The organism is Kitasatospora sp. NEAU-CNBT7, assembly GCF_057220535.1.
Window position 1 is genome coordinate 238,365 of the sequence record NZ_JBXQQB010000004.1, and the last position, 24,391, is coordinate 262,755.

Sequence of the window (24,391 nt, forward strand, 5' to 3'; positions counted from 1 at the left end):
CCGCCTCACGGTAGGACGCGCCGAAGCTATATGCAACTAGTTGCACAACCGGTCTGCGTCACACCGCCGCCGTCCGCCGCTCCTTCAGCCGGTGCTTCAGCCCCAGCAGCGCGCCCGTACCGCCGCGCGGCACCAGCCAGGACTCGTCGAAACGGTCCACCGCGCCGAACCGGTACTTGTACGGCTCGGTCCCGCGCAGGAAGTCGAACGTGGCGAGCCCCTGCTCCGCGCAGCTGCGCACCGCCGCCGCGATCACCGCCGTCCCCAGCCGCAGCGGGGCCAGCTCCGGCTCCCAGCCGATCTGGTAGTACGCGAAACCGGCGCCCCAGCGGAACCCGTACAGCACCCCCACCACCCGCTCGCCCCGCTCGGCGAGCAGGAAGGCCGGCCCGTCCTGCGGCGAACCCGCCACGGCCGACCGCTCCAGCACCCGGGCGTGCAGCTCGCGGCGGCGCCCGTCGAAGGTGGTGGCCTTGCCCATCGCCTCCCGGCGCTGCCCGTGCAGCCGCAGTACGGTGTCCAGCAGCTCCGGCCCGGCCTCCTGGGGCGGCACCCAGCGGAACGCCACCCCGGCGGCGGCCAGCTTGCGCCCGTACCGGCGCAGGTCCGCCCGGAACTGGCGGGAGCCGATCGCGTCGAAGCCGCCGGTCAGGTCCGTGCGCGGGCACGCGGCGCGGGCCACCCGCCGGGCGCCGGGCGGCAGCACAGCACCCTGGTCCGGGTCCAGGTCGGGCAGCCAGAGCGAGCCGCGGCCGGCCCGGCCGGCCAGGAACTCCCTTACCTCGGAACGCCGTTCGGGGCGGGCCGGGAAGCCGCAGTGGTCGGCCGCGCCCGGGCCCGAGCCGAGCGCCGTGAACACCGGCGCCGACAGCGGCAGCCGCGGATGCAGCCGCTCCCGGGTGCGCAGCAGCGGTACCACCGCCTCGACCCGCCCATCGTCCCCCCGCCAGATCGCCACCTCCGCCGCACCGGCCGGCAGCCCCGCCCCCAGCGTCTCCCACCAGGAGAGCACCCACTCGGGCGTCATGAACCAGGACCCGGCCGGATCGGCCGCCACCAGCTCCCGCCAGCCGTCCACCGCCTCCGCCGGCAGCCCCGCCACCGTCCGGTGGATCTCCGGACCGCGCACCCCCGCCGCCCGCCCCTGCACCGCCACCATCGTCCGCGACCCCCACCCCTGGCCCCGGCCCGGCCGCCGGCCGGCGGGTCCGGGCCCGAGTGAATTGTGCCGAACGGCGGTGCGGTCCGGCCGGGTTTCGCCCGAACCCGCCCGGTCCGCACCGGAACACCCCGGTGACGCTCCGTCAGTGACCGGCGACCGTACGGCGAATCCACCGGGCCGCCTCCATCTGAGTTTGCCTCAAGTCTCGACGGGACCGGCCCAGTTGATCCACGGTGGTGCTCGCAACCGGACCGCCCCGCTCCTGACCCGGGAGACCGCGGCGGACCACCAGGCACGGCCCGAAGGATGGAGACCACCCCATGACCACTCCGGCGGACCTCACCGTCTGCATCGTCGGCGCCGGACCGCGCGGCCTGTCCGTGCTGGAACGGCTCTGCGCCCACGAGCGCAAGTCCCCCGCCTTCACCGCGGTCACCGTGCACCTGGTCGACCCGGCCGCCCCCGGCGCCGGCCGGGTCTGGCGCACCGACCAGTCCCCGCACCTGCTGATGAACACCGTGGCCTCGCAGATCACCGTCTACACCGACGCCAGCGTCCGCATCGACGGGCCGATCGAACCCGGGCCCAGCCTCTACGAGTGGGCCCAGCAGCTGGCACACCCCGACCACCCGGACGGCCAGGACGAGGCCGCCCTCACCGAGGCCCGCACCCTCGGCCCGGACTGCTACCCGACCCGCGCCTTCTACGGGCGCTACCTGGCCGACGCGTTCCGCCGGATCACCGAACAGGCACCCGCCCACGTCGACATCCGGGTCCACCGCACCCGGGCCGTCGCCCTCACCGACACCACCGGCCGGCCCGGCGGCCCCCAGCACCTCACCCTGGCCGACGGCCGGCGGCTCGGCGGCCTGGACGCCGTGGTCCTCGCCCAGGGCCACCTGCCCGCCCGGCCGACCCCCGCCGAACAGCGGTCCCATGCCCTCGCCCGCACCCACGGCCTGCGCCACCTGCTCCCCGCCAACCCCGCCGACGTCGACCTCGACCCCATCGCGCCCGGCGAGCCCGTCCTGCTGCGCGGACTCGGCCTGAACTTCTTCGACTACCTGGCGCTGTTCACCCTCGGCCGCGGCGGCACCTTCGAACGGTCCGGCGACCACCTGGTCTACCGGCCATCCGGCCGCGAACCACGCCTGTACGCCAGCTCCCGGCGGGGCGTGCCGTACCACGCGCGCGGCGAGAACCAGAAGGGCGCCCACGGCCGCCACCTGCCCCGGCTGCTGACCCCCCGCTACCTCGCCGCCCTGCGCCGGCGCGCCGAGGACGGCGACCCGGCCGGCTTCAGAGCCGAGCTGTGGCCACTGGTCTCCGCCGAGGTGCAGGGCGTCTACTACCGCACCCTGCTGGAGTCGCACGGCCGCCCGGCCGCCGGCGCCGACCTCGCCGACCGCTACCTCGCCGCCGACGCCCGCGAACGGGAACCACTGCTGGCCCGGCTGCTGGACGCCCACGGCATCGCCGCCGCCGACCGGTGGAGCTGGGAACGGCTCGCCGACCCCTACCCCGCCCGGGGCTTCGCCGACCGGGCCGAGTTCCGCCACTGGCTGCTCGACCACCTGGACCGGGACGTCCGCGCGGCCCGGGCCGGGAACGTCACCGGCCCGCTCAAGGCCGCCCTGGACGTCCTGCGCGACCTGCGCAACGAGCTGCGGCTCGCGGTCGACCACGGCGGACTGACCGGCGACTCCCACCGCGACGAACTGGACCGCTGGTACACCCCGTTGAACGCCTTCCTGTCGATCGGACCCCCGCTCGGACGGATCCAGCAGATGCACGCCCTGATCCGCTGCGGCCTGCTCGACCTCACCGGCCCCGGCACCGAGATCACCCTCGACCCGGACCGGCCCGCCTTCACCGCCCGCTCCCACCGGGTACCCGGCGCCCCCGTCCACGCCACCGTCCTGATCGAGGCCCGGCTGCCCGAACCCGACCTGCACCGCACCGCCGATCCCCTGCTGCGCCACCTGCTCGACACCGGCCAGTGCGCCCCGTACCGGATCGGCCGCCACCTCAGCGGCGGACTGGCCGTCACCCCGCGCCCGAACCGGCTGCTGGACGCCCACGGCCGGCCCCACCCCCGCCGGTTCGCCTACGGGGTGCCCACCGAGGGCGTCCACTGGGTGACCGCGGCCGGGATCCGCCCCGGCGTCGACTCCGTCACGCTCGGCGACTCCGAGGCGATAGCCCGCGCGGTGCTGACCCCGGGCCACGTCCTAGGGTTGACGGCTGACGCACCGACAGGAGAGCCCGCGGCTCCCGTCGGCACCGACCGGATCGGAGTGATCGCATGACCGAGAACCTCGACGACCTGACCGACGCCGGCCTGCTCTCCCCGGTCCGCGCCGGTACCGCCGTCGAGGCGGCCACCGGCGACCGGGCCTGGCTGCAGGCCATGCTGGACGCCGAAGCCGCCCTCGCCCGCGCCCAGGCCCGGCTCGGCACCCTGCCCAAGGACGCCGCCGAGGCCGTCACCGCCGCCGCCCGCGCCGACCGGCTCGACCTGCGCGCCCTGGCACTGGCCGCCCGGGAGACCGCCAACCCGGTGGTCGGCCTGGTCCAGGCGCTCACCCGGGCGGTCGCCGACACCGACCCGGCCGCCGCCGAGTACGTCCACCGCGGCTCCACCAGCCAGGACGTCTTCGACACCGGCGCGATGCTGGTCGCCGCCCGGGCCCTGCGGATCATCCGCACCGACCTCGACCGCACCGCCCGCGCCCTGGCCGCTTTGGCCGCCGGCCACCGCGACACCACGATGGCCGGCCGCACCCTCGCCCTGCACGCCGTCCCCACCACCTTCGGCCTCAAGGCGGCCGGCTGGCGGCAGCTCGTCCTGGACGCCGACCGCCGCCTCGCCGACCTGCTCGACCACGGCCTGCCGGTCGCCCTCGGCGGCGCCGCCGGCACCCTCGCGGGCTACCTGGAGTACGCCCGGATCGACGGCGACCGGCCCGACCGGGACCCCGGCGACTACCTCGACCTGCTCGTCGACGCCTACGCCGAGGAGACCGGCCTCGCCCGGCCGGTCCTGCCCTGGCACGCACTGCGCACCCCGATGGCCGACCTCGCCGCCGCGCTCGCGCTCACCACCGGCGCCCTCGGGAAGATCGCGGTGGACGTCCAGGTGCTGGCCCGCACCGAGGTCCGCGAGGTCGCCGAACCGGCCGTGGCCGGCCGCGGCAGCTCCTCGGCGATGCCGCACAAGCGCAACCCCGTGCTCTCCACCCTGATCCGCAGCGCCGCACTCCAGGTCCCGGTGCTGGCGGCCGGCCTGACCCAGTGCCTGATCGCCGAGGACGAACGCTCCGCGGGCGTCTGGCACGCCGAGTGGCAACTGCTGCGCGAGTGCCTGCGGCTGGCCGGGGGCGCCGCCGCCACCGCCGCCGAACTGGCCGAGGGGCTGGACGTACGGCCCGACCGGATGGCCGAGAACCTGCAGCTGACCGGCAGCCAGCTGGTCTCCGAGCGGATCGCCGCGGTCCTCGCCCCGCACCTCGGCAAGGCACCGGCGAAGGACCTGCTCACCCGGGCCTCCGCGACCGCCGAGCGGACCGGCCGGCCGCTGCCCGAGGTCCTGGCCGGACTCCCGGAACTGGCCGAGCGGTTCACCCCCGCCGAACTGGCCGACCTGTGCGACCCGGCCGCCTACCGCGGGGCCGCCGGCGCCCTGGTGGACCGGGCGCTGCGCACCGGCCCGCCCGCCGGGGCCGGCGGCGGCCCGGCGACCGTTACCGGACCGGGACACCCGGGCCGAACCGGGGACCGCACCCCCCGCGTGTGACTGCACATGGGCCCCACCGGCCCGGACACCCTCAGGAGGACCCATGAACCGCCGTACGTCCAAGGCTGCCGTCGCACTGCTGGCGGTCACGGTGCTCGGTCTGGCCGCCACCGGCTGCTCGAGCGCGCCGAAGCCGACGGCGTCCACGGCCACCGGCGCGGCACAGCCCGCCGCCACCACGGCCACCACCGCCACCCAGGCGGCCGGCGGCGGCACCACCTCCGGCACCGCCCCCACCCGGGGGGCGACGGCCGCCGCCACCCCGGCCGCCGCCGACCGCTGCCACACCGGCGAGGTCAAGGCCGACATCCAGCTGCAGGGAGACCGTCCCGGCTCGGCGATGCTGATGCTGGTCAACAAGTCCACCCGCACCTGCACCGTGTTCGGCTACCCGGGCGTCGGCGGGCTGCTCGCCGACAACAGCAAGGTCGAACTGACCGCCAACCGGGTGGCCCACCCCGGCGCGCCGGTCGCGGTCACCCTGAAGCCCGGCACCACCGCCTTCGCCGGTCTGGACTGGGCGCCGTGCAGCAAGTCCGACGCGGACTGCAAGGTGCTGGCGGGCCTCGAGCTGACCCCGCCGGACGAGACCACGCAGGTCATCGCCACCGTGCTCGGCACCGACGGCAAGCCGGTCAACGCGCTGACCGTCTCCAAGGCGGGCGTGCGGATCGGCTCGCTGCAGCCGGCCTCGCAGGGCGTGGTGTTCACCGGCTGAGCCCGCCGCACGCTCCCCACGGCCCACCGGCCGGCCCCGGCGGCGGTCACGTCTCGCTTCCGCCGGGCCGGCCCGGTGTCCGGCCCGACCAGAGCGGCTCGACCCGCTCCCAGGCCGGCTCCCAGGCGGCCACGGCCCGCCGGTCCAGCACCCGGTACCGCAGGGCGCAGCCCAGCGCCGCCACGGTGGCCGCCGCCGACGTCGCGAGCACCCCGGTCACCGCGGCGCTGAGCACGATGTCGGTCCCCGACCGGGGCGCGGGCACCGCACGGCCGTCGTCGCCGACCCAGACCGGCACCGTGCTGCCGGCCGGCGTCCCCGGCACCACCGACACCCAGCCGGTGACCTGCCCCGCCGGACCGGACACCCAGGTGGCCTCGACCGGCACCCCCGCGGCGTCGTCGGCGGGCGACCCGCCGCTGTCGGCCGGCACGGCCGCCTCCTGGGTGGTCGCGGTGGTCCGGTGCCGGTGCTGGGCCTCCACCGCCGCCTCGTGCAGCCCTCCGCGCCAGGCCAGCGCCGCCAGCGCCAGACCGGCCGCGAGCGAGAGGACCAGGCCCAGCAGGAACGCGGCCAGCAGACGGCTGCGGGAACGGTCCGCGGTCCGGCACAGCGGGTTGGCGTCCCGGCCCGCGGCACGGCACAGGTGGCCCCGCAGGGTGGTGTGGGCGATCGGGCTGCCGGGCCCGGACGGTCTGCGCGCCATGGTGCTCCTCCTCGGCGGGGAGTTGCCGGGGTGCGGCGCCACGGGCCGCGGCCCGCGCGGGCACCCCCTCCAGTCTCGCTCTCCCGGCGCCCGAGGTCACCGCCGGACGGGAGGACCGGGCCCGACCTGGGCGGACCTGGGCGGACCGGGCCGCGGGGCGCACCATGGAGAGGAGGCCCGGCACCGTCGTCCCAGGAGGTGCGTCATGGTCCACCGGTGGCACCACGGGTATCCGAGCGGGTGGGGGTACGGCCTGGCCGCCCTGCTGCTGCTCGGCGTCGTGGTGATGATCGCCCTGCTGGCCGTCCTGGTGTACCACCAGTACGCCGCCCGCCGCCCCGCACCGGCCCGCGGCCCGGCCGTCCCGCCGGCCGTCCCGCCCGGGCCACCGGCCGCCGCCCCGGCGCCCGCGGCCGAACAGCTGCTGGCCGAACGGTACGCGCGCGGCGAGATCGACGACGAGGAGTACCGGCGACGCCTGGACGTGCTGAGACAGCACCACCGGGAGTGACCCGCGGGGACCGACCCGCGGCTCTAGGCCTCGGCCAGCGGCAGTTCGGCGCCGTCCAGCTCCAGCACGCAGGCGAGGGCGTCCCGGTCCCCGCCGGGGTGTTCGATCCGCAGCGCGAACGGCCGGGCGGGCGAGCCGGGCAGCTCACCCGCCAGCAGCTCCACCGCGTGGCCGTGGCGACGGTCCCGGCGGTAGCCGACCTCCTTGCCGTCCACCAGCAGCTCGTACTCGATCCGCCGGCCGGCCCGGACGTTGAGGGTGACCGAGTGCCCGGTGTGGTCGAGGTGGAACCGGCGGTGACGGCTCATGGCGGGCGCTCCGGGGGAGGTCGGTCGGCGGGACCACTCCATGCTGCGCCCGCCCGGCACCGGCCGCCGCCCCGCGCCGGGGCCCGCCCGGCGGTCGGCGACCCGGCGGTCAGCGGCGCAGCGCCAGCGCCGCCAGCAGGGCGGCGCCGTCGGCGAGCACCTCCTCGTCGAAGGCCGCCTCGGGCGAGTGGTTGTAGGGGGCGGTGTCCGGGGTGCGGCCGGGCAGGGTGGCCCCGAGGAAGAAGTACGCGCCGGGCACCCGGTTCAGCACGAACGAGAAGTCCTCGGAGCCGGCCAGCGGCTGCGGCAGGTCGGTGTAGCGCTCGGCGCCGAGCAGCTCGCGGGCAGTGTCCGCGACGAACGCGGCCTCGGCGGCGTGGTTGGCGGTCACCGGGTAGTCGTGCCGGTACTCCGCCTCCACCGCGAGGCCGTGCGCCTCGGCGATCCCCCGGACCACCCGGGGCAGCACCTCCGCGGCCCGGGCGGCGGCCTGCGCGGAGAAGCTCCGCACGGTCGCCGTGAACGCCGCCTCGTCGGGGATCACGTTGTGGGCGTCGCCGGCGTGGAAGGCGCCGACCGTGACCACCACCGGGTCGAACGCGGAGAAGGTCCGGGTGACGGCGGTCTGCAGGGCGGTCACCATCTCGCAGGCCGCCGGGATCGGGTCGAGCGCCGCGTGCGGCGAGGAGCCGTGCCCGCCGCGGCCGCGGACGACCACGTGCAGCCGGTCCGCCGCCGCCATGATCGGGCCGGGCCGGGTGGCCACCACGCCGCTCGGCAGCAGCGCCGAGGAGACGTGCAGGGTGTACCCGGCGGCGACCGGGCGGTCCGCCCCCGCCGCCGTCAGCACCCCCTCCTCGACCATGATCTCGGCGCCGCCGTCGCCCTCCTCGCCGGGCTGGAACATCAGCACCACGTCGCCGGGCAGCTGCTCGCGCCGCTCGGCGAGCAGCCGGGCCGCGCCGACCAGGATCGCGGTGTGCAGATCGTGGCCGCAGGCGTGCATCCGCCCGGGCAGGGCGGAGGCCGGGTGCCCGGCGGGGGCCCGCTCGTGCACCGGCAGGGCGTCCATGTCACCGCGCAGCAGCACGGTCGGGCCGCCGCCCGAGCCGCGCAGCACCGCCGTCACCGAGTCCAGCGCGGCGCCCGTGGTCACCTCCAGCGGCAGGCCGTCCAGCGCGGCGAGCACCCGGCGCTGGGTGGCGGGCAGGCGCAGCCCGATCTCGGGCTCGGCGTGCAGCTCCCGGCGCAGCGCGACCAGCTCGGGCTGCAGACTGCGGGCGGCTTCCAGCAGGTCCATCCTCGGACTCCTCGTTCACGGCTTAGCGGTACCGGTGGTCGAACGCCTGCCCAACCTCTCCGACATTCACTCGTTCGGGTAGCAGTGACTCCTCCGGACGGCTCAGCGGCTCGTGAAGATCTAGTGTTCCGATCGGGTGGATCGGTTCTCCATACCCGTCATTTTGCCTTTGCCGAAGCTGATTTGACGCTCCGCCAGGACATCCGGGCGGCGCGCCGGACCCACACGAAGGAGCTCCTGCCGATGCCCGTGGACGCAAGCCCGGAGACACAGCAGGCACAGCAGGCGCAGTCCAGTCTCGCGACAGCGGCTGCCCGCAATCTCGCCACCACGACCAAGTCCGCCCCGCAGATGCAGGAGATCACCTCCCGCTGGCTGCTGAAGATGCTCCCCTGGGTGCAGACCTCGGGCGGCGCCTACCGGGTCAACCGGCGGCTCACCTACACGGTCGGCGACGGCCGGATCGAGTTCGTCAAGTCCGGGCCGGAGGTCCGGGTCATCCCGCGCGAGCTCGGCGAGCTGGCGCTGCTGCGCGGCTTCGACGACGACGCCGTGCTGATCGCGCTCGCCGACCGCTGCGTCCAGCGGGACTTCGGCCCCGGTGAGGTGCTGGCCGAGCGCGGCACCCCGGCCGACCAGATCCACCTGATCGCCCACGGCAAGATCAACAAGGTCGGCACCGGCAAGTACGGCGACACCACCGTCCTGGAGACCCTGGGTGACGGCGACCGCTTCGGCGAGCAGAGCCTGCTCGACCCGGACGCCGCCTGGGAGTACACCGCCACCACGCTGACCTCCGGCACCGTGCTCTCGCTCTCCCGGGCCGAGTTCGAGGCGGTGCTGGCCGGCTCCGAGGCGCTGCGGACCCACCTGGCGGAGTTCCGCTCCCTCCCGATGCAGCGGCAGAACGAGCGCGGCGAGGCCGAGATCGCCCTGTCGGCCGGCCACACCGGCGAGTTCCAGCTCCCCGGCGCCTTCGTGGACTACGAGCTCAAGCCGCGCGAGTACGAGCTGAGCATCGCGCAGACGGTGCTGCGGGTGCACACCCGGGTCGCCGACCTCTACAACCAGCCGATGAACCAGACCGAGCAGCAGTTGAAGCTCACCATCGAGGCGCTGCGCGAGCGCCAGGAGCACGAGCTGATCAACAACCGCGAGTTCGGCCTGCTCAACAACGCGGACTTCACCCAGCGGATCCAGACCCACTCCGGCCCGCCCACCCCGGACGACCTGGACGAGCTGCTGAGCCGCCGGCGGGACTCCGAGTTCTTCCTGGCCCACCCCCGCACCATCGCCGCCATCGGCCGCGAGCTCAACTCCCGTGGCCTCTACCCCGACCACGTCGACCTGGGCGGACAGAAGGTCCCGGCCTGGCGCGGGGTGCCGATCCTGCCCTGCAACAAGATCCCGATCACCAAGGAGCACACCAGCTCGATCCTGGTACTGCGCACCGGCGAGGACAACCAGGGCGTGATCGGCCTGCACCAGACCGGCATCCCGGACGAGTACCAGCCCAGCCTGTCGGTCCGCTTCATGGGCATCGACGAGAAGGCGATCATCTCCTACCTGGTCACCGCCTACTACTCCGCGGCGGTCCTGGTGCCGGACGCGCTCGGCGTCCTCGAGAACGTCGAGATCGCGCACGGCCGTAACTGATCGACATCACCACAGGTTGACACCGCGTCAGGCGGCTCGGGCCCGAGCCGCCTGACGCCGGTTGTGCTCTTCGATGTGCCCTGACGAACCGTTGCAGGAGAGGGGATGGCGTGCGAGCACCACTCGGCCCGACCGGCGCCGGGCACCGGTCCTACCCCGCGCGGGAGTTATCCCCGCGCCGTCCGTCCGCGTCCGGGCCCGCGGCCTTCGGGCCGGTGATGTCCGGGCCAGCGGAAGGCTCCCGGGCGGCCCGCCCAACTCCGGCCCCGACTCCGGCCCCGGCCTCCCCGGGCCACCGCGCCCGGCTGACCGGGGCCGCCGTCGGGGTGGCGGCCCTGTGCACGATCCTGGGCGGGGCCGGTACGGCGGTCGCCAAGGACCGGCCCGCACCGCACCCCGGCCGGCCGGGGCCGGCGGTCGAGGTGTGCGTCTCGGTCCAGGCCGGCGGCCACGGGGGCGGCCTCGAGGTCGACGTGGACGTGGACGTGGACATCGACCTCCGGTTCGGCCGGTCCGACGGCCACCACCCCGGCCACCACCCGGGCAGACCACCCCACCCGTGCCCCAGACCCACGCCCCAGCCCTGCCCGAAACCGACCCCGACCCCCACACCGACGCCGACCCCCACACCGACGCCGACGCCGACGCCGACGCCCAAGCCGACGCCCACCCCCACGCCGACGCCCGCACCACCGGCGGCCCCCACCCCGCCGGCCGCACCGCCACCGTCCCGTCGGCCCACGCCGCGCCCCCCGGCGCCCACGCCCAGCCGGCCGACGCCGGAGGCGGTCGCTCCCGTACCGGAGCCCAGCCCGCCCGCGCCCACGCCGCCACCGGCACCGGCGCCCGCGCCCAAGGCGGTCCGGCTGCCGCCGCCGGCCCCCGCGCCGGAGCCGAAGCGGCACCAGAGCACGCCGCCGACCACCACCATGCTGCTGGTCACCGTCCCGGCGGTGCTCGCCGCCGCGGCGCTCAAGCCCCGCTCACGGACCGCCCGCGGCGGCCGGAGCAGCCGGTCCTGAGACCGGCACGACCACCACGTTGACCGTCGATTTCCCGGACTGGAGTGTGCCATGTCGGAGTGGTTGGCCCTGGCGATCGCCATGCTGGCGGCGTGCGCCGTCGTCGTGGCGGTCGTCTTACTGAGACACCGTCGGGTCGCCGATGACGACGACCCGACGGAGACCCCCGACGTCATCGAGTACATGACGATGATGATCGGCGTGGTCTACGCGATCGTCCTGGGGCTCGCCATCGCGGGTGTGTGGGAGGCCCGCAGCGCGGCCCAGGACGACATCCTGCGGGAGGCCCAGTCGCTGCACGAGGTCAGCGAACGCGCCCAGGTCTACCCCGCGGACTTCCGCGACCAGCTGCGGTCCGACGTCGACGCGTACGTGTCCTTCGTCGTCGACACCGAGTGGACGCACATGAAGGAGCAGGGCGAGATCTCGCCGCGCGGCACCGAGCTGCTGGCCAAGCTGCGGGCGGACGCAGCCGGCCGGACCCCGCAGAACGACCTGGAGGCCCAGACCTACCAGCCGATCCTGGACCGGATCGCGATCGTCGACGAGACCCGCAACTCCCGCGGCCAGAGCACCGGCCCGACCATGCCGGGGGTGGTGTGGTTCGGCCTGATCGTCGGTGCGCTGGTCACCGTCGGCATGATCTTCACGCTGCAGATCCGCCGCTCCGGCCGGGAGCTGTTCCTGGCGGGCGTGTTCAGCGCGCTGATCGGGTTCCTGCTCTTCCTGATCTGGGACTTCGACGATCCGTTCGGCCGCGGCATCTCGGTGACCACCCAGCCGTTCCTGGACCTGTTCCCCCAGCTCGGCGGCTCCGGCTGACCATCCGGTGACGGCCGCCCCGGTGGGCGAAACGGATCTGCACCGACGCCCCTCGCCGCACCGCGGCGGGGGGCGCCGGTGGTCCGGGGGCCCGCGCGCCGGGGCTAGACTGGTGCCCAGTTGTGCAGGCACCTCGTTCGGTGAGGCGTCGCCACGGACACAGGCCACTGACCCCACGACGTCGAGAGACGCCCAGGTTCAGGACAGGTCTCCCCGGCCTAAGGGGTGACCCCAAGTGGCTGCACCCCAGGGGTGCTACGCCGTGGCGTGCCAAAGCTCTGACGAGTTCAGGGGTGCCACCCGGTCGGCGGGCGTACCCGTGCTGCCCGGGGGAATCTCCTGTGTGCGCGATCCGGTGCCCCTGCGGGCGCCCCGGCGGCGAGGAGGTGAGAGCGGTGGAGTGCAGTAGTCCGGGCCGAAGTCGGCCCCACCCCGGGATGACCCCGTTCACGTCCTGCGTCCCGTGCCCCGTCCGTCGCACGTCCCCCGCCCCCGGCTCCCCCCGGGGCTGACCGCCGCCGCGGTCCGCCCCCCGGGCTCCGCCGCCGGGCGGGCGTGCCCGGCCGACGGCCGGGCCGGCCCCTCTCCGCCTTCCTGCCCGTGGCCCGCCGCCCTTGCGCGGCAGCGCGCCGCCGGTCCGTGGCGGACCACGATCCGTGGAGGTTCCTGCCATGTCCGACTGGCGTGTGCGCGCGGTGCGCGCGAGCAAGCGTCCGTTCAGCCGTCCCGCCGGCCCGGCCCGCCCGGCGGCGGTGCTCGCTCCCGAACACTCGATGGACCCGAGGCCCGAGCAGCGGGGCGCCGCCACCACCCTGGAGCGGTCCGTGGTGGACGCCGCGGTCTACCGCGACGGCCGCCGGATCGAGGCGCCCAGCAGCCTGGCCGAGATCTACCAGCAGATCCCCGGCAAGCCCGGCACGATGGCCTGGATCGGCCTGCTGCGCCCGGCCGAGGCCCAGCTCACCGAGGCCGCCGAGCGGTTCGGACTGCACGAACTGGCCGTCGAGGACGCCATCGTCGCCCACCAGCGCCCCAAGCTGGAGCGGTACGGCGACACCCTCTTCGTGGTGCTGCGGGCCGCCCGCTACCTGGACGACGACGAGGCGGTCGACTTCGGCGAGATCCACCTGTTCGTCGGCCCGGACTTCGTGGTCACCGTCCGGCACTCGCAGTCCCCCGACCTGTCCGCGGTGCGCCGCCGGCTGGAGGGCGACCCCGAACTGCTCGCGCTCGGCCCCGAGGCCGTGCTGTACGCGGTCCTGGACGCGGTGGTCGACGGCTACGCACCGGTGATCGCCGGGCTGCAGCACGACATCGACGAGATCGAGACCGAGGTGTTCGGCGGCGACCCCGGCGTCTCCCGCCGGATCTACGAGCTCTCCCGCGAGGTGATCGAGTTCCAGCGGGCCACCCGTCCGCTGCTGGACATCATGGGCAGCCTGGAGGCCGGCTTCGAGAAGTACGGCACCGACGAGGAGCTGCGGCGCTACCTGCGGGACGTGGCCGACCACGCCACCACCGCGGCCGAGCGGGTCGACGGCTTCCGGCAGATGCTGCAGAACATCCTCACGGTCAACGCCACCCTGGTCTCGCAGGCCCAGAACGAGGAGATGAAGCAGCTCGCCGAAGCCGGGCACGCCCAGAACAACGAGATCAAGAAGATCTCCTCCTGGGCGGCCATCCTGTTCGCCCCGACCCTGATCGGCACCGTCTACGGGATGAACTTCACCGAGATGCCGGAGCTGAAGTGGGCGTTCGGCTACCCGTTCGCGATCGGCCTGATGGCGCTGGTCTGCGGCAGCCTCTACCTGGTCTTCAAGCGCCGCGACTGGCTGTAGCGGGCGGCGGCGCTGCCCGGTGGGTGGCGGCACGGCCCGGTGGGCGGCGGCGCAGCCGGGTCGGCGGCGGTCAGAGCCAGTCGTTGCGGCGGAACGCCCGGAAGGCGACCACGCAGACGGTCACGATCAGCGCCAGCACCGCCGGGTAGCCGTACGTCCACCGCAGCTCCGGCATCTGGTCGAAGTTCATGCCGTAGATGCCCACCACCATGGTCGGCACCGCGACCAGCGCGGCCCCGGCGCTGATCCTGCGCATGTCGGTGTTCTGCTGCAGGGAGAGCCGGGCCACGCTGGCGTCCAGGACGGAGGAGACCAGTTCGTCGAAGGCGGCGATCCGCTCCTTGGCCTGGGCGTGGTGGTCGGCGACGTCCCGCAGGTACGCGGTGAGGCCGGGCGGCAGGCCGGGCAGGGAGCCGTCGGTCAGCCGCTTCAGCGGCCCGCCGAGCGGCACCACGGCGCGTTTGAACTCCATCAGCTCGCGCTTGAGCTGGTAGATCCGGCCGGCGTCGTCGGTGCGTTCGGGCGAGAAGACGGCGGTCTCCAGCTCCTCGACGTCCCGTTCGAAGGCGTCGGCGACGTCCAGGTACCGGTCGACCACGTGGTCGGCGACCGCGTGCAGGACGGCCACCGGCCCGAGCGCCAGCAGCTCCGGCGTGGACTGCAGCTCCCGCCGCACCCCGGCCAGTCCCGGCGCGCTGCCGTGCCGCACCACGATGGCGAAGCCCGGCCCGGCGAACACCATGATCTCGCCGGTGTCGACGATCTCGGCGGTGGCGGTCACCCGGTCGTGGTCCACGTAGACGATCGTCTTGAGCACCAGGAACAGCGTGTCCCCGTAGCGTTCCAGCTTGGGCCGCTGGTGGGCGCGGACGGCGTCCTCGGCGGCCAGCGGGTGCAGCGCGAACGCGCCGGCCAGCTCGGCGAACTGCTCGGCGGTCGGCTCGTGGAGCCCGATCCAGACGAACCGGTCCGGCCGCCCGGCGAGCTGCCCGGCCACGGCCGCGAGGTCCACCTCGCCGGGCATCCTGTGCCCGTCCTCGTACAGCGCGCAGTCCACGACCGTCCGCGAGCCCATCACGCCACCACCCCATCGGCCCCGGCCCGGTGCCGCCCGCCCTCGGCCCGCCAACCTACCCGGCGCCGCCCTGCCGGCGAAGCGGGGACCAGCGGGAGCGCCGCTCAGCGGCCCCCGGCCAGCCCGACCGGCGGCCGCCGGTGCCAGCCGTCGGGGCCGAGGTGCCGGCGGCCGCGGCGGTGCAGCTCGGCCAGGTCCTGCTGGAGGGCGGGCCTCGGCACGGTCAGCACCGGGCACGTCGCCCTGCGGACGCAGTACGCCGTCACCGACGGGCGCAGGCCCCGGTGGAGCAGACCGCCGCCCGCGCCGACCACCAGCAGGTCGCCGGCCCGGTCCGCGGTCCGCACCAGCACCTCGCCGGTGTCGCCGCGGACCGCCTCGGCGGTCAGCCGGACCCCGGTCGGCAGCCCGCCGAACGCGTCGTCGAGCGCCCCCGCCAGCCGGTCGGCCGCGGCGTCGCGCCACAGCGACAGCAGCGGCGGGCAGGGCGCCAGCCGGTAGCCGTGCTCACCGCCCTGCGGTGCCCAGGCCAGCACCGCCAGCACCTCGGCGTCCGCGCGGGCCGCCTCGGCGACGGCCCGGTGCAGCGCCGCCAGGCTGCCCAGTGATCCGCTGACACCCACCACGATGCGACGCCCGTGCGCCACCGCTGCGCCGTCGATGCCCGGCTCCGCCATGTCCCGTTCCTTCCGTCCGTTCGAACGGGTCCAGCCAAGGCCCTCGGGCGGCCGCCCGGCCGGTCCCTGACACTTCCCTGACGGTGCGCGCCCCACTCCGAACGCCTCCCTGACGGCGCCCCCGGTCCGCCGACGCGCGACCGTCGGTGCCGGGTGCCAGGCTGGCTCCGACAGCGATCCGCGAACGGAGACACCATGATCACCACTGACTTTGCGGCGGGCTCCCCGGTCTGGCTCGACCTCGGGGCGCCCGACGTCGACGCGGCGGGTGCCTTCTACTCCGCCGTGTTCGGCTGGCAGACGCAGTCCTTCGGCGAGGACGCCGGCGGGTTCCTGGCCCTGCACCACGGCGGGAAGCTGGTCGGCGGCATCGGCCGGCTCACCGAGCAGGGGGCCCGCTCCGCCTGGATGATCTACTTCAAGACCGCCGACGTGGACGCCGCGGCCAAGACCGTCGAGCGCCTCGGCGGCACGGTCCGGGTCGCCCCGATGGACGCCGGCGAGGACGGGCGGATGGGCCAGTTCACCGACCCGCAGGGCGGCCAGTTCGCGCTGTGGCAGCAGGTCGGCGGCCGGTCCGGCCTGGAGGCCGTGAACGCCCCGGGCACGCTGAACTGGACCGAGCTGTACACCACCGACGCCGAGGCGGCGAAGAGCTTCTACGGCGAACTGCTCGGCTGGCGGACCTCGGCCATGCCGATGCCGGGCGACGAGGGCACGTACTGGATCATCACCCCGCAGGGGCTCGGCCAGGACCGGATGCAGGGCGGCCTGATGCAGCTGCCCGCCGAGTACCTGGCGCTCAACGGCGGCAAGCCGTACTGGCACCCGGTGTTCGCCGTCGAGGACTGCGACGCGGCCGTCGCCACGGTGACCGGCAACGGCGGCAGCGTGCAGATGGGACCCGAGGACGTCCCGGGCGTCGGCCGGCTGGCCGTCTGCCTCGACCCGGCGGGCGCGGACTTCGTCGTCCTGCGGCCCGCACCGCCCCAGGGCTGAGCCGCCGGACCGACCGGGCGGGGCCGCGGCCCCGCCCGCCGCAGGACGGGAGTGCCGTGCGCCGTCGTCACAGCTTCCACCTGGACCGGGCGGGCCACTCGGTCACGGTGAACATCCGCTCGGGCTGGATCACCGAGACCGAACTGCTGGTCGACGGGCGGGAGATCGCCTTCCACCGCGCCCACGGGCCGGGCGTGCTGCCGCGCACCCTCTGCGGGGTGCTGCCCGGCCGCCCCGGCGCCTTCCTGGTCCGGATCGACCGCCCGGCCCCGGGCGCGCCGGAGCTGAGCTGCGAACTGGAGCTGGACGGCGCCGTCCTGCCGATGACGGCGGGCACCGGCGGGCCGTGAGGCCGCCCGGGGGCGAGAATGGGCAGATGGACGCCGGGCAGCCCGGCCGGTACCCCGCCGAGGTGAGCAGCCCGGCCCGGGTCGCCGGGCCGGACGAGGCGATCGGCGCGGACGAGCTGGCGCTCGCCGCCCGCAACCACGCGCTGCCGCTGGAGGCCCTGCGCGCCGAGGTGACCCCGGCGGGCCTGCACTACGTCCTCACCCACTACGACATTCCCGCCGTCGCCGGCGCCGACGAGGCCGGGTGGCGGCTGACCGTCGCGGGCCGCTGCCGCACCCCGCTGCGGCTGGACCTCGCGGCCCTGCGGGCGCTGCCCGCCGTCACCGCCCGGGTGACGCTGGAGTGCGCCGGCAACGGCCGGGCGCTGCTGTCGCCGCGGCCGGTGAGCCAGCCCTGGCTGGACGGCGCGGTCGGCACGGCGGACTGGACGGGCGTGCCGCTGCGGGTGCTGCTGGCCGGGGCCGGGCCGGCGCCGGAGGCCGTCGAGGCGGTGTTCACCGGCGCCGACCACGGGATCGAGCGCGGGGTCGAGCAGGACTACCGGCGCAGCCTGCCGCTGCCGGTGGCGCTGGCCGAGGACCGGCCGGTGCTGGTCGCGTACGCGATGAACGGGCAGCCGCTGCCGCCGCAGCACGGCCACCCGCTGCGGCTGGTGGTCCCGGGCTGGTACGGGATGGCGAGCGTGAAGTGGCTGCGCGGGATCGAGCTGACCGACACCCCGTTCACCGGCTTCCAGCAGGCGGTCGCGTACCGCTACCGGCGCTCTGCCGACGATCCCGGCGAGCCGGTGACCCGGATCGCGCCGCGGGCCCTGCTGGTCCCGCCGGGCATGCCGGACTTCATGTCGCGTACCCGGGTGGTGCGGCCCGGCCGGGTCCTGCTGGAGGGCCGGGCCTGGTCCGGGCACGCCCCGGTGACCCGGGTGGAGGTCAGTACCGACTCCGGGCGCAGCTGGCACGAGGCCGACCTCGCCCCGGCCGACCCGCGCCACCCGTGGGCCTGGCGGCACTGGCACTACCTGTGGACCGCGACGCCCGGCCACCACCGGCTCGGCGCCCGCGCCCACGACGCCGCGCAGCACGGCCAGCCGGTCGAGGCGGAATGGAACCGCGGCGGCTTCGGCAACAACGCGGTCCAGCGGGTGCCCGTGGTCTGCCTGTGAGCCGGCCGGGCCCGGCGGGGCGGGGCGGGGCGAGGCGGTGGATTCGGGGCGGCCGGCCGCACCCGCCGAAACGGAACACAGGAATTCGGCGGGGTCCGGCACGATCCGGTGCCGCCGAGCGTTCCCGCCCCCATTCGGGGCCGGCCGAACGCATTCCCATTCCGCACCCGGCCGGGCCCCGGCGATTTTTTCCGGAAACCGGGCGCGCCGGGCCGCTCCGGCCCTCCGAGGCAGGGGAGACCGGCAAATGGGACCATGCGGGCCGGACCTTACCGGACAAAGAATTCCAAAGGGCCGGAGCTCCACCAAAACCCGGTGAACCGGTCAAATCATCCGATCTCATTTGACGGGTACACACCTAATTGCCTTGCACCCCCACCAGGGGCGGGTTACGATGGCGTACGATAAGTCGAACAATTATCGCCATTCTTAAATAAGCGCAATATCCAGCTAAAGAGACCGGAAAGCCAGCGGGGGCGGCCGTCCGTTGCACACCCATCGCACCCCGCCGCGTCGGCGCGGCGGTGCGGACGGGTGTCGGCGTCCCTGCGCGCACCCGCGCAGCACCTGCCACAGCAAAGGAACCAGCCGCATGACGCAAGCCAGGGTCCACCGGCCGCACGATCCCCGTCGGCGAGCACGCCAGGCCGTACGCCGGGGCGGCGCGGCCGAGCCGCGCACCGGCGGTGCACCGGCCGTCCGCCAGATCTGATGACGGGGCCACGGGGGATGCAGGATCCGGTCAGGCCGGCGGGGGCCCGGTCGTTCGGTGAGGAGCTGGAAGCACTCCTGATCGAGCGTCAGCTCTCCTGGCGCAAACTCTCCCAGCGGGTCGGATACACGGCCGGCTGGCTCAGCAAGATCAAGAACGGCCGTCAGCCGTCGGCCGACCTGGCCCGCCGGTGCGACGAGGTCCTCCAGGCCGGCGGCCGGCTGGTGGCCCTGGCCGCGGCGCACCCGGCCGCCCACCGGGCCCCGGCGCCGGTCGCCGCCCATCTCGTCCGGCCCGCCCAACTGCCTGGCGCCACAGCCGGGTTCGTCGGCCGGGAGACCGCCCTCGGACAGCTCGACGCGGCCCTCACCGGCGCGGTGCGCACCGGCGTCCCCCGGGTCGTCGCGATCGACGGGCCGCCCGGCGTCGGCAAGACCGCACTGGCACTGCGCTGGGCCCACGACGTGGCTCCGCAGTTCCCGGACGGACAGCTCTACATCGACCTGCACGGCTACTCCAGCAAGGCCGCGCACGTGCTGCCCGAGGACGTGCTGGAGAAGTTCCTGGTCGCGCTCGGCGTGCCGGTGGGCGAGATACCCGACGGGACCGACCAGCGGGCCGGGCTGTACCGCTCGATCCTGGCCGGCCGGCGGATCCTGGTGGTGCTCGACAACGCCGCGGACTTCGCGCAGGTCGAACCGCTGCTGCCCGGGTCGAGCGAGTGCGTGGTGGTGGTCACCAGCCGAAGCCGCCTGTTCGCGATGGCCGTGCGCACCCACGCCGGCCGGGTCACCCTCGAACCGCTGTCCGGTGAGGAGTCCTGCCAGCTGCTGCGCACCGTGATCAGCCCGCAGCGGGCGGACCGGGAGGCCAAGGCGCTGGGCGAGCTGGCCCGGCTGTGCGGCCACCTCCCGCTGGCGCTGAGGATCGTCGCCGAGCAGATCCTGATGAGTCCCACGCTCAGTCTCGGCCGCCTGCTGGAGGACCTGGTCGCCGAGGGGCAACTGCTCGAACTGCTCTCCCCGGACGACGCGATCGCCGTCCGGGCGGTCTTCTCCTGGTCGTACCGGCAGCTGGACGAGGAGTGCCGGCGCACCTTCCGCCTGCTGAGCCTGCACCCCGGGGTCCGGCTGAACCGCGAGTGCGCGGCCGCCCTGGTCGGCCGCCCGGTGCCGCAGACCGCGTCGCTGCTGGAGAAGCTGCACGGGATGCACCTGCTGGAACGCGACGACGACGGCTGGTACCGGCTGAACGAACTGCTGCGGCTGTACGCCGCCGAGCGCTCCCGGGCCGACGACACCGCACAGGACTGCCGCCGGGCGGTCCGGCGGATGACCGACTGGTACGTGGGCATGGTGACCGCCACCCACGTGCAGCTGGCGCCGTTCCGCTCCAGCCTGAACTGGCTCCGGCCGCGGACCGCGGACCCGCGGATCGACCCCGCGCCGTTCGCCGACGAGGTGGCCGCACTGCGCTGGTGCGACGCCGAGCTGCCGAACCTGGTGCCGGTGACCGAACTGGCGGCGGAACACGGGTTCCACGAGACCGTGGTGGTGCTCGCGCTGCGGCTGTTCGACTACCTGATCCTGCGCAAGCCCTGGTCGACCTGGGTCGCCACGCACGAGCTCGCCCAGCGGGCCGCGCAGGAGACCGGCTGGGCGCAGGCCCTCGGCTGGGTCAAGACCCACCTCGCCTACGCCTACTGGTGGCTGCGCGACAGCGCCAGGTGCGGGCGGCTCTGCGAGGAGGCGCTGGAGATCCTGCGGGAACTCGGCGACCGGTGCGGGGAGGGCTGGGCACTGGAGGGCTACGCGATCAACGTCCGGGACACCGGCGACCTGGCGGGCGCGTACGCCTGCGCCGCCGAGGCGCTGGAGATCTTCCGCGAGGTCGAGAACCACGAGGGCCAGGCCGCCGCGCTCGGCACCCTGTGCGACATCGACAACCGGACCGGCAGGTCCGACACCGCCCTCGCCGCCGCCCGGGACTCGCTGCAGATCAGCGAGGAGATCCGGGACTACCAGCGGCAGGGGCGCAGCCTGATCCGGATGGCCGCGATCTACCTGACCCGGGGGGACAGCGAACAGGCGCTGCGCTACGCCGAGCTGGCGGTCGACCTGCACCGCCGGATCAACGACGAGTGGGGCGCGGCGGAGGCGTTCGCCCGGCAGGGCGACATCCTGTTCGAACTCGGCCAGAAGGAGCGGGCGGTGGTGTCCTGGTCGGCCGCGCTGGAGACCTACGGCGAGCTGGACGACCCCCGGGTGGACGGGCTGCGCCAGGCACTGGAGCGGTCGGGCTGCTGCTGAGTGCGGAGGGCGGGCGTCCGCCGCGGGGGCCGCGGACGCCCGCCCGGCTCAGGTGACGACCTCCGTCCGGGGCGGGCGGGGCAGCGGCGCCGCCGCCGCCGGGAGCGCCAGCACGGACCGGGCGACGGCGTCGGAGTCGCACAGCGTCACCGAGTTGACGCCGGGCCGGATCCCGGCGGCGGTGGCCCAGCGGACCGATTCGGTGGGAACGCCGTAGGCGACCCGTCGCGGATGCGCCGACCCGGATGCGTCGAGCAGGCGGAAAGTGCCCTCCTCGATCGCCAGGCCGCCGGTCTCGTGGCCGCCGCCGCCGGCCGACGGGACCCGGTGGGTCACCGCCTGGCCGGTGCGCAGCAGGTGCAGCAGCAGCGGGTCGGCGGTGCGCCGCAGGTCCGGTTCGGGCAGCCGGGCCTCGACCAGCGCGGTGGCCGACACCGCGGGCCCCGGCACCACGGCGGAGGCCGCGGTGAACCGGCCGAGGCCGGTGTCGACCTCGATCCCCTCGACCGGGCCGAGCGGTTCCAGCACGCCCGCCGTGATCAGCGCGATCATCATCTCGATCCGGGCGGCGGGCGGTCCGATCGACAGGAACGCGTTGACCGGGTTGTACCAGCGTTCCAGGTCGTCCCGGTGCGAGTCGCCGTCCAGGCCGGCGTGGTCGACCGCGAGCCGGACCTCGTTGCGCAGGTCGCGCAGCACGTCCAGGGCGGCCTTCAGCGGGCTGTCGACGTTGCCCGCGCGGGCCTGCCGCAGGTCCTCGGCCAGGTGGTCCAGCAGCCAGGCGCGGTAGTCGTCGCGTCCGGCGAACTCGCGGCCGCGGTGCGGAGCGGTGACCCGGTCCCAGTCCCAGCGCTCGGCGGGGTCGATCCGGTAGCGGTCCAGCACCCCGGTGTGCGCGCCGTCCGGGCGCAGCGCCAGGAACTCGGCGGTGAACGCCTCGCGTTCGGCCGCCCGGCCGCGGGACGCCAGCAGCGTGCCGTAGTAGACCGCCTCCACCTCGGCGGCGATCAGCGGCCACAGGTCCTCGCGGAAGCGCAGCCCGCCGCCCCGGCGCAGTCCGGCCACCCGCTCGGGGGTCAGCAGGCGCGGCAGGTGGCGGCCGTACGGGCCCTTCTGGTTCTCGCCGCGGCCGTGGTACGGGATGCCGCGGCGCGAGCAGGCGTACAGCACCGGCTCCTGCCCGGACGGGCGGTAGACCAGCCGTCCGGGCCCGTCGCCCGGCGCCCCGGCCGGCTGCTCCCGCACGAAGGTGCCGCCGCGGCCCACCGTGAACAGCGCGAGGTAGTCGAAGAAGTTCAGTCCGAGGCCGCGGAGCAGGACGTGCTCGCCCGGGGCGATCACGGTCAGGTCCACGTCGGCCGGGTTGGCCGGGGTGAGGTAGGTCAGTGCGTGGGCGCGGGCCAGCCGGGCGGTCCGCTCCTCCTGCCGGGTCGGCCGGGCGGGCAGGTGGCCCTGCGCCATCACCACGGCGTCCAGCCCGTCGATCCAACTGCCGTCCTGCAGCCGCACCCGCTGGGGGCCGCCCGGTACGCCGAGCGCGTCCGCGACGGCCACCGCGCGGGCGGCGTGCGCGAGCACCCGGACGTGGCCGGGCGCGCCGGCGGTCACCCGCTCGAAGGCGGCCCGCAGGTAGCAGCCGTAGAACGCCCGGCTCGGGTAGGAGTCCGGGGTCAGGTCCCGGGCCTCGGCCAGGGTCTGGTCGTCCTGGCCCTGTCCGTCGCCGCGCACCAGGGCGGCCGCCCACTCGTACAGGCTCGGGCCCGGTTCGACCGGGCCGTCGATCAGTACGCTGTCGTCCGCGAAGACGGTGATCTGCGAGGCGACGGTGTTGGTCAGCAGGTGGCGGGACTGGTCGGTGCGCCAGACCGCCCCGGCGCCCGGCGGGTACGGGTCGATCAGATGGACGGTGACCTCGGGGTGCCGCCGGGCGGTCCGCTCCCGGGCGCACAGGCGCTCCAGGACGGACAGGCCGCGGGGCCCGGCGCCGATGACGGCGATCGAGAACGGCCGGCCGCCCATCACCGCTCCGGGCGGCGGCCCACGGCGACCAGGGCCCGGCGCGGCACCTCGAGGTGCCAGCCGCCGGTCCCCGGGTCGCGCCGAGGCTCGATCACGGGCCGGACGCCGTCCGGACCGGGGACGCCGAAGACCTCACGCGCCCGCTGCACGGTCCACTCCTCGGCGCGCTCGGCGCCGAGCGAGTCCTCGAGGCCGACCAGCCCGTACATGTCGAGCAGGTAGCGGCCCATCCCCAGCTCCGCGGCGCGCGGCGAGTCGGCCACCACCCGGTAGGGGTCGGCCAGTTCGACCACCCGGACGTCCTCGAACCCCGCCTTGTCCAGGCAGGCCGTCAGCTCGTCCCGGGTGAAGTGCGCGAAGCGGTGCCCGGTGGCGGAGTACCGGTCCACCACCTGGTCGAACCAGACGTCCATCGGCCCGCCGACCTCGAAGTCGTGCATCACGAACACCCCGCCCGGGCGCAGCACCCGCAGCGACTCCTCGGCCGCGAGCAGGCGGTCGGACTCCGGCAGGTGGTGCGTCCCGTACGCGAGCAGCACACCGTCGACCGACCCGGAGCGGAACAGCAGGCGCGAGGCGCTCTGCAGCACCGCGGGCAGGCCGGCCTCCCAGGCGGCCTCGACCATCAGCGGGGACAGGTCGCAGGTCATGATGGACAGACCGTGGTGGCCGGTCCGCCCGGCCACCCGGCGGACCAGGCCGTCACCGCCGAGCAGGTCCAGCACCACCTGTCCGCGCTGCTCGGCCGGGTCGCAGATGAGCCGCAGCAGCTGGTCGATGCCGTGGGCCCGGGTCATCAACCGGTCCTGCTGGGCCCGGACGTAGCGCTCGCCGCGGCCGCCCGCGGCGGCGGGCCCGAAGTCGTCGCGCCCGCCCGCCGCCCGCCGCAGGTCCTCGGCCCAGGCCGCGACCAGGTCCCGGTCGAGCCGGTCGAGGAGGCGGGGGTGTTCCCGGCCCAGCCGTTCGAGCTGGGCGGGCAGGTCGTCTCCCCTGGTGGGGGTGGTCGCCGTGGTGTCCATGGCGCGCCTCGCTTTCTCCGTCGTTACGCCAAAGAGCAAGGAGGTCCGGCCGTCGGGGGCGGCCTGCGGGCGGGTGCCTCGTTCCGCCGCCGGACGGTGGCGGTGGAAGGTCCTCGGAGGGTTCGTCGTCCCGGACGCTAACCGCGGCCGTCCGGCGCGGCCAGGGCCGGCCGGGGCCGTACCCGGGCCCGCCCGACGCCCTGACCACACCTCAGCGACCGCCTCCCAC

At 75.2% G+C, this 24,391-nt stretch carries 19 protein-coding genes and 1 riboswitch; of the genes, 11 read left to right on the forward strand and 8 right to left on the reverse strand.

Annotated elements, in window-relative coordinates; genetic code table 11:
• Positions 1-58 precede the first annotated feature (58 nt).
• Entirely contained in the window at positions 59-1,159 is a 1,101-nt protein-coding gene (locus AC2TEW_RS07815; protein ID WP_484622606.1) for a GNAT family N-acetyltransferase, read from the reverse strand.
• Positions 1,160-1,482: 323 nt separating this feature from the next.
• On the opposite strand from AC2TEW_RS07815, the gene AC2TEW_RS07820 reads away from it, so the two are divergent.
• The 3 genes from AC2TEW_RS07820 to AC2TEW_RS07830 are packed head-to-tail and all read left to right on the forward strand — an operon-like array spanning position 1,483 to position 5,676.
• A complete protein-coding gene (locus AC2TEW_RS07820) occupies positions 1,483-3,471 on the forward strand; it encodes an FAD/NAD(P)-binding protein (RefSeq protein WP_484622607.1) in 1,989 nt (662 codons plus the stop codon).
• A complete protein-coding gene (locus AC2TEW_RS07825; RefSeq protein WP_484622608.1) occupies positions 3,468-4,958 on the forward strand; it encodes a nitrosuccinate lyase in 1,491 nt (496 codons plus the stop codon). Before AC2TEW_RS07820 ends, AC2TEW_RS07825 begins: the two co-directional genes overlap by 4 nt.
• 43 nt (positions 4,959-5,001) lie before the next feature.
• Entirely contained in the window at positions 5,002-5,676 is a 675-nt protein-coding gene (locus AC2TEW_RS07830; protein ID WP_484622609.1) for a DUF4232 domain-containing protein, read from the forward strand.
• A gap of 46 nt (positions 5,677-5,722) precedes the next feature.
• Here the strand turns inward: AC2TEW_RS07830 and AC2TEW_RS07835 are convergent, their stop codons facing one another.
• Positions 5,723-6,382, reverse strand: coding sequence for an Rv1733c family protein (locus AC2TEW_RS07835; protein WP_484622610.1), 660 nt, complete (start codon positions 6,380-6,382; stop codon positions 5,723-5,725).
• Between the two features lie 205 nt (positions 6,383-6,587).
• Here AC2TEW_RS07835 and AC2TEW_RS07840 point away from each other — a divergent pair, with 205 nt between their 5' ends.
• Entirely contained in the window at positions 6,588-6,893 is a 306-nt protein-coding gene (locus AC2TEW_RS07840) for an SHOCT domain-containing protein (protein ID WP_484622611.1), read from the forward strand.
• A gap of 23 nt (positions 6,894-6,916) precedes the next feature.
• Here AC2TEW_RS07840 and AC2TEW_RS07845 read toward each other — a convergent pair whose 3' ends face one another.
• Together AC2TEW_RS07845 and AC2TEW_RS07850 are read right to left on the reverse strand one after the other, a co-directional pair.
• The gene (locus tag AC2TEW_RS07845) at positions 6,917-7,201 is read right to left on the reverse strand and encodes a hypothetical protein (protein WP_484622612.1); all 285 of its coding nucleotides are present in this window, start codon (positions 7,199-7,201) and stop codon (positions 6,917-6,919) included.
• 109 nt (positions 7,202-7,310) lie between these two features.
• On the reverse strand, positions 7,311-8,501 hold the full coding sequence (locus AC2TEW_RS07850; protein WP_484622613.1) for a M20 metallopeptidase family protein: 1,191 nt from the start codon (positions 8,499-8,501) through the stop codon (positions 7,311-7,313).
• A gap of 243 nt (positions 8,502-8,744) precedes the next feature.
• On the opposite strand from AC2TEW_RS07850, the gene AC2TEW_RS07855 reads away from it, so the two are divergent.
• The 3 genes from AC2TEW_RS07855 (at position 8,745) to AC2TEW_RS07865 (ending at position 13,839) form a co-directional block, all read left to right on the forward strand.
• Entirely contained in the window at positions 8,745-10,157 is a 1,413-nt protein-coding gene (locus AC2TEW_RS07855; RefSeq protein WP_484622614.1) for a family 2B encapsulin nanocompartment shell protein, read from the forward strand.
• A gap of 1,073 nt (positions 10,158-11,230) precedes the next feature.
• Positions 11,231-12,001, forward strand: a complete 771-nt coding sequence (locus tag AC2TEW_RS07860) for a bestrophin-like domain (RefSeq protein WP_484622615.1) — start codon at positions 11,231-11,233, stop codon at positions 11,999-12,001.
• A 125-nt stretch (positions 12,002-12,126) separates the two neighbouring features.
• A riboswitch (M-box (ykoK) riboswitch) is annotated at positions 12,127-12,301 on the forward strand.
• A 371-nt stretch (positions 12,302-12,672) separates the two neighbouring features.
• Positions 12,673-13,839, forward strand: coding sequence for a magnesium and cobalt transport protein CorA (locus AC2TEW_RS07865; RefSeq protein ID WP_484622616.1), 1,167 nt, complete (start codon positions 12,673-12,675; stop codon positions 13,837-13,839).
• A gap of 70 nt (positions 13,840-13,909) precedes the next feature.
• Here AC2TEW_RS07865 and AC2TEW_RS07870 read toward each other — a convergent pair whose 3' ends face one another.
• Together AC2TEW_RS07870 and AC2TEW_RS07875 are read right to left on the reverse strand one after the other, a co-directional pair.
• Positions 13,910-14,914 (reverse strand): magnesium and cobalt transport protein CorA, encoded by a 1,005-nt coding sequence (locus tag AC2TEW_RS07870; protein WP_484622617.1) that lies wholly within the window; start codon positions 14,912-14,914, stop codon positions 13,910-13,912.
• Between the two features lie 104 nt (positions 14,915-15,018).
• Positions 15,019-15,591: a universal stress protein gene (locus AC2TEW_RS07875; RefSeq protein ID WP_484622618.1), complete on the reverse strand. Its 573-nt coding sequence runs from the start codon at positions 15,589-15,591 to the stop codon at positions 15,019-15,021.
• Between the two features lie 195 nt (positions 15,592-15,786).
• Between AC2TEW_RS07875 and AC2TEW_RS07880 the strand changes: the two genes are divergently transcribed.
• The 4 genes from AC2TEW_RS07880 (at position 15,787) to AC2TEW_RS07895 (ending at position 21,124) form a co-directional block, all read left to right on the forward strand.
• A complete protein-coding gene (locus tag AC2TEW_RS07880) occupies positions 15,787-16,590 on the forward strand; it encodes a VOC family protein (protein WP_484622619.1) in 804 nt (267 codons plus the stop codon).
• 56 nt (positions 16,591-16,646) lie between these two features.
• A complete protein-coding gene (locus AC2TEW_RS07885) occupies positions 16,647-16,940 on the forward strand; it encodes a hypothetical protein (protein WP_484622620.1) in 294 nt (97 codons plus the stop codon).
• Positions 16,941-16,966: 26 nt separating this feature from the next.
• A complete protein-coding gene (locus tag AC2TEW_RS07890) occupies positions 16,967-18,103 on the forward strand; it encodes a sulfite oxidase (protein WP_484622621.1) in 1,137 nt (378 codons plus the stop codon).
• A 729-nt stretch (positions 18,104-18,832) separates the two neighbouring features.
• Entirely contained in the window at positions 18,833-21,124 is a 2,292-nt protein-coding gene (locus AC2TEW_RS07895) for an ATP-binding protein (RefSeq protein WP_484622622.1), read from the forward strand.
• A gap of 48 nt (positions 21,125-21,172) precedes the next feature.
• Here the strand turns inward: AC2TEW_RS07895 and AC2TEW_RS07900 are convergent, their stop codons facing one another.
• Complete coding sequence (locus tag AC2TEW_RS07900; protein ID WP_484622623.1) at positions 21,173-23,143, reverse strand: FAD/NAD(P)-binding protein; 1,971 nt, start codon at positions 23,141-23,143, stop codon at positions 21,173-21,175.
• On the reverse strand, positions 23,143-24,162 hold the full coding sequence (locus AC2TEW_RS07905) for a class I SAM-dependent methyltransferase (protein WP_484622624.1): 1,020 nt from the start codon (positions 24,160-24,162) through the stop codon (positions 23,143-23,145). The genes AC2TEW_RS07900 and AC2TEW_RS07905 overlap by 1 nt, the downstream gene beginning before the upstream one ends.
• Positions 24,163-24,391: the final 229 nt, after the last annotated feature.